This is a genomic window from Paenibacillus sp. 01L418, from assembly GCF_056400045.1.
In genome coordinates this window covers 1-1,778 of the sequence record NZ_JBFTSN010000704.1, presented here as the reverse complement: position 1 = coordinate 1,778, position 1,778 = coordinate 1, and the positions used below count along the sequence as shown (strand labels likewise).

Annotated in this window: 1 protein-coding gene and 1 pseudogene; both read left to right on the top strand. The window is 45.0% G+C overall.

All coding sequences use genetic code 11. From position 1 onward, the window contains the following. The coding region (locus AC1DSE_RS34855; RefSeq protein ID WP_477529077.1) for a molybdopterin oxidoreductase family protein at window positions 1–1,103 on the top strand (1,103 nt) is incomplete at its 5' end. A 176-nt stretch (window positions 1,104–1,279) separates the two neighbouring features. Further along, a pseudogene (locus tag AC1DSE_RS34850) lies at window positions 1,280–1,510 on the top strand (manganese catalase family protein); the annotation flags it as partial. Window positions 1,511–1,778: the final 268 nt, after the last annotated feature.

Sequence of the window (1,778 nt, the reverse complement as noted above, 5' to 3'; positions counted from 1 at the left end):
TGACCGGACAAGGCAACGGGCAGGGGGGAAGAGAGCATGGTCAAAAAAGCGATCAATTGCCAGGGTATAGGAATATAGAGGATGAACAGGACCGCGCATATGTAGCTAGCGTCTGGGGAATTGATCCTGCGGAGCTGCCGCGAAAAGGTGTGTCCGCATACGAAATGATGGAGCTTGTTCATCAGCGCGTTATTCGTTCGTTGTTCGTGATGGGCTCTAATCCAATCGTATCTAATCCAAATGCCAATTTGGTTGAGGAAGGGCTACAAAACTTAGATTTTTTAGTCGTTGCAGACATGTTTTTGTCAGAAACAGCGAAATTGGCAGACGTTGTATTGCCAGTGACGGCATACTTGGAAAATGACGGTACTTTGACTAATCTAGAAGGCCGTGTGCTTTTAAGAGAAACTGCGATCACTGCGCCCGGAGAGACAAGGCATGACTGGTCTATTTTATGCCAAATTGCCGCAGGAATGGGGAAACAACAGCATTTCTCCTTCCATTCATCCGAACAGATCTTTGAGGAACTGCGACTTGCAAGCCGTGGTGGATTAGCAGATTATTATGGTATTACTTATGAGAGATTACGGCGTGAGGGAGGCGTGTATTGGCCATGCGCCTCAATTGATGAGGACGGAAATCAAGGAATAATGTTTGCTGATTCGTTTGCCCATTCGGATGGAAAAGCGATCTTTATGCCGGTAGCAAATCGCTTTCCTCAGGAGAGACCTTGTGAAGAATATCCACTAACAATGACGAACGGAAGAGTGCTGTCTCACTACTTGACGGGTGTCCAAACACGTAGAAGTCCGTCTTTAGCTGCACGAAATATCGAAAACTATATTGAAATTCATCCGAAGACCGCTCAAAAGTATCGTATAGAGGATGGCGAATGGGTGGAGGTGACCTCACTTAGAGGCAGCTTCAACGTTAGAAGCAGAATCACCGATAAGATTATGGAGGATATTCTATTTGTACCCATGCACTGGGGCGGCGTTCAGAACGTGAATAAGGCAACCAGTCCCGAGCTTGATCCCAACTGCAAAATGCCGGGCTTCAAAACCTCGACCGTTGCGATTACGCCGCTGCGTTTGATGAAATAAAAGAAGAACCGTTATAAGATCTCAACATTCTGTATCCAAAAGCCACCTAACGGTATTTCTAACTAAGCTATTTGAAGTGGTTTAAAATTTGTTATATAAAAATAGATACAAACCTCCATATATATATATGGTAGTATATGGTTCTATCGAGCGATAAAGTGTAGAGTTGCCTTCTAACGGCTAGCCGTATCCAAGCAAAAGGTGATCCGATCGCTGATCTATATGAGGACATAGCGGCGGAGGAGAAAGCTAGGGCGACGTATCAGTGGCTGATTGATCTAACAGACGATGTGGGTCTGCAGGATAGCTTGAAGTATTTACGGGAGCGGGAGATTGTGCATTCACTGAGGTTTCGGGAAGCGGTGGAAATACTTAAGGATAAGCGGGATGAGAAGATATTTTATTAGTGGGAACCTCTCTACAGGGTGCTGCGGGGAGGTTTTTTGCTGACTGTTGATATTAACCTCCCTCGGTACAATTTGACAGAAATACGGAAAAAGATAGTTTCAGTACCACTGTTGAATAACAAGGCAACATGAAGGCGTAGGAAATAGAGGGGTGAAATTCTACCCCATTTCCTTCCATATACTGCAAGTATGCTCCGCACCACCCCTGGGGGTTTACACGATTTGTGAAGATTTCTATTACAAAGGTTTCCATCGATCCGTGTTATAG